The 5,619-nt window shown below is 61.7% G+C and carries 5 protein-coding genes and 2 pseudogenes; 5 read left to right on the top strand and 2 right to left on the bottom strand.

The genetic code is table 11. From position 1 onward, the window contains the following. Window positions 1-474, bottom strand: a pseudogene (locus Q0288_RS13625) (transcription-repair coupling factor); the annotation flags it as partial. Window positions 475-569: 95 nt separating this feature from the next. Between Q0288_RS13625 and Q0288_RS13620 the strand changes: the two are divergent. The 4 genes from Q0288_RS13620 (at window position 570) to Q0288_RS13605 (ending at window position 4,546) form a co-directional block, all read left to right on the top strand. Beyond that, a complete protein-coding gene (locus Q0288_RS13620) occupies window positions 570-1,181 on the top strand; it encodes a pyroglutamyl-peptidase I (protein ID WP_299431347.1) in 612 nt (203 codons plus the stop codon). Next, on the top strand, window positions 1,178-2,380 hold the full coding sequence (locus tag Q0288_RS13615; protein ID WP_299431344.1) for a lipid-A-disaccharide synthase-related protein: 1,203 nt from the start codon (window positions 1,178-1,180) through the stop codon (window positions 2,378-2,380). The genes Q0288_RS13620 and Q0288_RS13615 overlap by 4 nt, the downstream gene beginning before the upstream one ends. A gap of 7 nt (window positions 2,381-2,387) precedes the next feature. Continuing rightward, the gene (locus Q0288_RS13610) at window positions 2,388-3,266 is read left to right on the top strand and encodes a glycosyltransferase family 2 protein (protein WP_299431341.1); all 879 of its coding nucleotides are present in this window, start codon (window positions 2,388-2,390) and stop codon (window positions 3,264-3,266) included. Window positions 3,267-3,346: 80 nt separating this feature from the next. Beyond that, entirely contained in the window at window positions 3,347-4,546 is a 1,200-nt protein-coding gene (locus Q0288_RS13605) for a glycosyltransferase family 4 protein (protein ID WP_299431338.1), read from the top strand. Here Q0288_RS13605 and Q0288_RS13600 read toward each other — a convergent pair. Then, entirely contained in the window at window positions 4,494-5,177 is a 684-nt protein-coding gene (locus tag Q0288_RS13600) for a glycosyltransferase family 2 protein (RefSeq protein WP_299431335.1), read from the bottom strand. The genes Q0288_RS13605 and Q0288_RS13600 overlap by 53 nt on opposite strands. 16 nt (window positions 5,178-5,193) lie before the next feature. Between Q0288_RS13600 and Q0288_RS13595 the strand changes: the two are divergent. Further along, window positions 5,194-5,619 (top strand): annotated as a pseudogene (locus Q0288_RS13595) (MFS transporter); the annotation flags it as partial.

Genomic DNA, 5,619 nt, shown 5'->3' with positions numbered 1-5,619 from the left:
GCCCTGGCGGGCGGTCAGGATATGGCGTTTCCGGGTCTCGCCTTCCACTCTGATGGTCTCGAGCTCGTCACCAAAAAACTCCAGGCTGAGCCCCTCCAGCTCAATCCGGTCGCCCTGGACACGGTAGTCCTCCTCGCGCAGATAGCCCATCCGATAAAGGCGCTCCAGCAGGTCGTGGCGCAGATAGCGGCGACTGACCTCGAGCACCAGCCGCCAGTCCTGGGGCTGGGCCGGAAAGACCCCCAGGGCTTGCGGGTAGCTCATCACCACGACCTCTGCTTCCCCCACCGCCTCCAAGCCGGGGTTCAGATAAGCCGAGACCCCCAGCGCGCCCAGTTCGGCATACAGGCTTAGCCGCTCCTGGGGGCAGAGCAAGACCCGTGGGCCTTCGGCCTGAGCAAAAATTATCGCTCTGGCGACCTGGGGCAGGCCGGGCAGGTAACGGTTGCAAATAGACTCCGCCGTCACAATCATACAAAGGTTGCAGTCCACATAAGACACTCTTCCACCCGGGCCATGCCCAGGGGGAGTAACTTAGTTTATCGCGCCGGGTGATATAAACTAGCGGGGTGAATCTTCTGGTCACGGGATTTGAGCCCTTTGCCGGTCTGTCCCACAACCCCAGCAGCGCCATCCTCGAGCTCCTACCCGAGCATCTGCAAAACCACCAGATCATTAAAGCCCGTCTGCCGGTGGACACCCGGCATGCTCCAGAGGAGCTGGCGAGGCTCTACCGGGTCTACCAGCCCGTTGCGGCAGTCCATCTGGGCCTTGCGGTAAACCGTCCCTTGCTCTCTATCGAGCGCCTGGCGGTGAATCTGCTGGACTTCGAGACTCCCGACAACGCCGGTGCCAGGCCGCAAGACCAGCCCATTTTGCTCCAGGCCCCGCTGGCGCTGGCTTCCAGGCTACCCTTGCGGATGATCCAGAGCGAGTGGCGCAGGGAGGGCATCCCGGGCCTCCTGAGCAACAGCGCCGGAACCTATCTGTGCAACCAGGTCATGTTTCTGGCCCTGGCCTGGCTGCCACAGGGCGTTCCCACCGGCTTCATTCACCTGCCCCCAGACGAGACCCTGGCCCTGCACCAGCCGCAGGCCTACCTTCCCCTTTCCACTCAGGCCAAAGCGGTCAGCATAGCCATAGAGACCACCTTGAGCTCTGTCCAGGCTAAGTCCGCATGACCGATCTGCTAATAGTTTCCAATGGCAACGCCGAAGACCTGATAGGCGCAACTCTGTGCAAGCATCTCGACGGCCTGTCACTGGCTGCCTTACCGCTAGTGGGGGCCGGTAGGCGGTACGAGGGCCGGGTTGGTGAAATTCTTGGCCCGCGCTGCGAGATGCCGTCGGGCGGCTTCCCTTTCAACAGCCTGGAAAACCTTATTGCCGACCTCAGAGCAGGTCTGGTCAGCGAGGCGTTAGGGCAGATGCGCGCCGCCCAGGTGGCCAGGCGGCAGCTCAGGGGTGTGGCCGTGGTAGGCGATGCCTTTGCTCTGCTGGTGGGCTGCCTGGCTTCGGACTGGGGCAGGCTGCCTTTGTTTCACCTTCAGCCGCTGATATCGCACCACTACTGGGCCGGGCGCAGCCTTTGGGACCGCTTGAAGCAGATTAACCAGTTCCCGGTGGAAGACTATATCTTCTGTGAGCGCTGGATGCACCGCTTTGTGCAGGCTGTTTATGTGCGAGACCGGCTAAGCCAGGAACGTGCCCACCAGCTGGGGATGCACAAAGCGCGTTTTGTGGGCAGCATGGCCCTGGACACCCTCACAGCGCCCGAGCGTGACTTGAGCGAACTGCTGGATGGCCGGCCGGTACTGGCGCTGCTGCCCGGAAGCCGCGATGACCGGCGCTTCAGCCTGCCCATAATGCTGCAAAGCGCCTCCTTGCTGCCCCAGATGCAAGCGCTGGTGGCCTGGGCGGCAGATTTTTCCGACCTCCCTTTAGCCGAGGGCTGGCAGCTTGAGGTAGTGGACGAGCAGACCGCGCTTGCGCGGCATGGTCCTCATAAGGTCTGGCTGCTCAGGGGGGCTTTTTCGGCCATTTTACACCTGAGCCAGCTGGCCGTTGGCACGGCTGGCTTCGCCAACGAACAGGCCGCAGCGATGGGGATCCCGCTGGTGGCCTTTGCCACCACGGGGCCACAGTACATCAGGCCCTTTGCTCTCCGGCAAAGCCGGCTGCTGGGAAAGGCCCTTTGTCTGGTTGAAGCAGATGCTGGTATTATTGCCCAAGCAGTTGGCCGGTATATGCTCGATCCCCTGGCCCGCGAAGAAGCCCGGCAAGAGGGCCTGGAGCGTAGCGGCCCCGGGGGAGCCTTGCCGGTGATTGCAGAGGAGATCGGGGCTACCCTTGCTCGGCAGCTGCAGGGCTCTTCGACTTAGACCTTTTATGAAAGCTTCTATTCTTGCGCTGGTGGTTACCCACAATCGAAAGCAGCTTTTACGGGACTGCCTGACGGCGCTGTTAAAGCAGCATTATCCCGTTGCCCAGATTCTGATTATAGATAACGCCTCCACCGATGGCACCCGAGAGATGGTGCAACAGCATTTTCCCCAGGTTGAGTACCGGCGCCTGCCGGAAAACACCGGTGCGGCGGGTGGTTTTCATTATGGTCTACAGATGGCCCGGGGCCTCGAGTACGACTGGATCTGGTTGCTGGATGACGACGCCCACCCCCAGCCCGATAGCCTGGGCCGGCTTATGAGGGGCTTGGAACGCGCCCACTGTCTGGGCCAGGAGCCCGGTGTGCTTCTGAGCCGGCTGACCTGGATCGACGGTCGAACCCACCCCATGGGCCTCCCCTGGCCCGACCTGAGACATCCCGGCCTGATCCTCAAGGCCTGGGGCCATGAGATGGTTCCGATCCGCTTTGGTACCTATGCCTCGATGCTGGTTCGGCGCTCGGCGGTTCTGCAACACCCCCTGCCGACCAAGGCCTACTTTCTCTGGAACGACGACTTGGAGTATAGCGGCCGGCTGCTACGAAGGGGTCTGGGCTTTCTGGTGAAAGACAGCGTGGTAGTCCACAAGACCCGCGACCCCTTTAGTTCGGCCCTAACCGCCACAGACGAGCAGTTTTTTCTCGAGGCCCGCAACCGGGCCTGGCTGATTCGCTCCGACGCTTACGGGCTGTTGGGCAAGACCTTCTGGATGTTAAATAGCCTTGGACTGTTCTGGGTCAGGCTCCACCGGCGGGGGCTGGCCGGGGCGGGCATCATACTCAAGGGGTGGCTCGAGGGCTTCCGCAACCCCCCACCCAAATACTAAAATATCTGTACAGATCTGGGTTTATGACGTACAAAGCCCACCTCGGAGGAACCAATTGATGGCTGTGCTAACATAGACCCGTGCGTCTTTACCGCATCGGCCTGTTCACCGACGCCTATCTGCCTGGCCCAAACGGGGTCGCGACCAGTGTCTACCTGCTTAAGCGCGAGCTGCGCCGCATGGGACACGAGGCCTGGGTGCTGGCCCCCGAGATGCCCGACGCCGACCCCCGCGAGGACTGGGTGGTGCGGGTGCCCAGCGTGGCCTATCCTTTTTTCGAAAATCAGCGCCTGGCCATGCCCAGCAGCCGTTTGCTCCCCACCGAGTTCGAGATTTTCCACACCCATACCCCGCTCTTTATCGGAATCTGGGGTGCGCGGCTGGCCTACCGCAACCGCCTGCCCCATGTTTCGACTTTTCACACTCACCTGGAAAAATATGCCCACTACATCCCCGGCGTGGCCATGCTCGACAAATACATGGGCATTATGCAAAAGGTCTGCCAGGCCTTCTACAACCGCGCCGACGTGGTGATTGCTCCCACCGATCCGGTCAAGAAACTGGCCGAAAGCTACGAGATCGAGCGCGAGATTAAGGTGATCCCGACGGGTATAGACACCGATATCTTGCAGGCTGCCCCCGACCCGGTTTCGCCCTGGCCTTCGGGCAAACGCCGTCTGCTGCATGTGGGGCGGCTGGGCAGGGAAAAGAGCGTGGATGTGGTGATTCGTGCCCTGGCCGAGATTCGCAAGGAGTCCGACGCCCACTTGGCGCTGGTCGGGATGGGGCCCGATCGGGAGGAACTGACCCAACTGGCCCACCGTCTGGGGGTAGGTGAGCACGTCACCTTTGTAGGGCCGGTGCCGTATGAGAAAATTGGCGGCTATTACCGGATGGCCGAGCTCTTTTTGTTTGCCAGCGAGACCGAGACCCAGGGGCTGGTGATCTGGGAGGCTCAGGCCGTAGGCGTGCCGGTCGTGGTGGTGGGGGCCGAGGGTGCCCTGCAAGGGGTGGATGTGGGTAGCAGCGGCTATCTGGTGCAGCCCGGCGACTACCAGACCATGGCTCAAAAGGCCCTCGAGCTGCTGTTAGATGAAAACCTCTGGCAGCGTTTTAGCGTGAGTGCGCGCCAGTTTGCCGACCGCCGTACAGCCCACCGTGTAGCCGAGCAGATTGTAGCGGTCTATGACGAAGCCACCCGGCTGGTGGAGTTTGAGCCGCGCCGCCTCAAGATTCCTTTCCCCCGTCTGCCGCAAAGTAGCCTGACGAATTCCCGCTAAGGTTCCTGGCCTGTTGCATCAAGAAATTGAACCAGCCGCCCCTGACCCGCCGGGATGCGGTTAGTACCAGTGCGTCTCTCACATAGCGCACCCGGCCTTTGGCCTTCAGATTCCAGCCCAGAATCACGTCCTCTCGAGCCTCCACCATCGGGTAGCCCCCCACCGACAGCGCAGTCAGCCGATCAAAAGCCATGTTGGCAGCAGCCAGGTTGGGCCTGCCCAGCAACATCATGGTCTTTAGAAAGATTCCATACCCCAGTTCGGTAAGTTCTTCCTGCCAGGCTGGAAGTCCAAACATGCGCAGGGGGCCGTAGAGGGCCACACTGGTTTCCATGTGGGGTCGCAGGGCCTCGAGCCAGCCCACTACCGGCCTGCTATCGGCATCGGTGGTGGCCACCCAGTCGCCGCTGGCCGCTTCCAGACCCGCTTGACGCGCTACCGCTACGCCGGGGGTTGGACAGCGAACCAGCCTGACCCCCATGCCCCGTGCAAGTTCACCCGTACGATCGCTTGAACCATTGTCCACCACAATTATTTCGTACGGTTGCAGCGTCTGGCGCCCAAGGGCCTCGAGACACCCCACAATAAACTGTTCTTCATTCCGGGCCGGAATCACCACCGAGATTCGCACAGGTATACTCTAAGCCGTGCGTATGAGGTTGCAAAAGTATTTGCCCTGGCGCCTCAAGGGATTGTCACCGGTGTTACGGCTGATACTGGCCTGGGGTCTGCTCGAGGGGGTACGCAGTGGGTTTTTTGCTGGCTATCTGGCAATCCACGGGGCCAATCTGGGGTTCACGCTGGCTGTGATCGGCACCGCCTGGAGTATCCACCTGCTGGCCGAGAGCTTCAGTAAGAGCCTGGGGGGATATCTTTCGCAACGGCTCGGTATGGGGATCGTGACCCTGATCGGGGGTGGGGTCGGGCTGCTGGCCCTGTTGGTAGCCCCCCATGCGCAGTCGCCCATCCTGCTCTTCATCCTGAGCGGGGTCTGGGGAGTCTCGCTCTCGGCTATCTCCCCCGGCTTACTCACGCTCAGCAGTCGCTCGGCGGTGCATGGGCGTGAGGGCCGG

The sequence above is a fragment of the uncultured Meiothermus sp. genome (genome assembly GCF_937863175.1).
Lineage (GTDB): Bacteria > Deinococcota > Deinococci > Deinococcales > Thermaceae > Meiothermus.
This window is presented reverse-complemented; position numbering and strand designations above follow the sequence as displayed.

What these genes read in the sequence shown, in the direction of transcription:
- Q0288_RS13615 (WP_299431344.1), top strand. Translation starts at nt 1,178, where the DNA reads ATGACCGATCTGCTAATAGTTTCCAATGGCAACGCCGAAGACCTGATA.
- Q0288_RS13610 (WP_299431341.1), top strand. Translation starts at nt 2,388, where the DNA reads ATGAAAGCTTCTATTCTTGCGCTGGTGGTTACCCACAATCGAAAGCAG.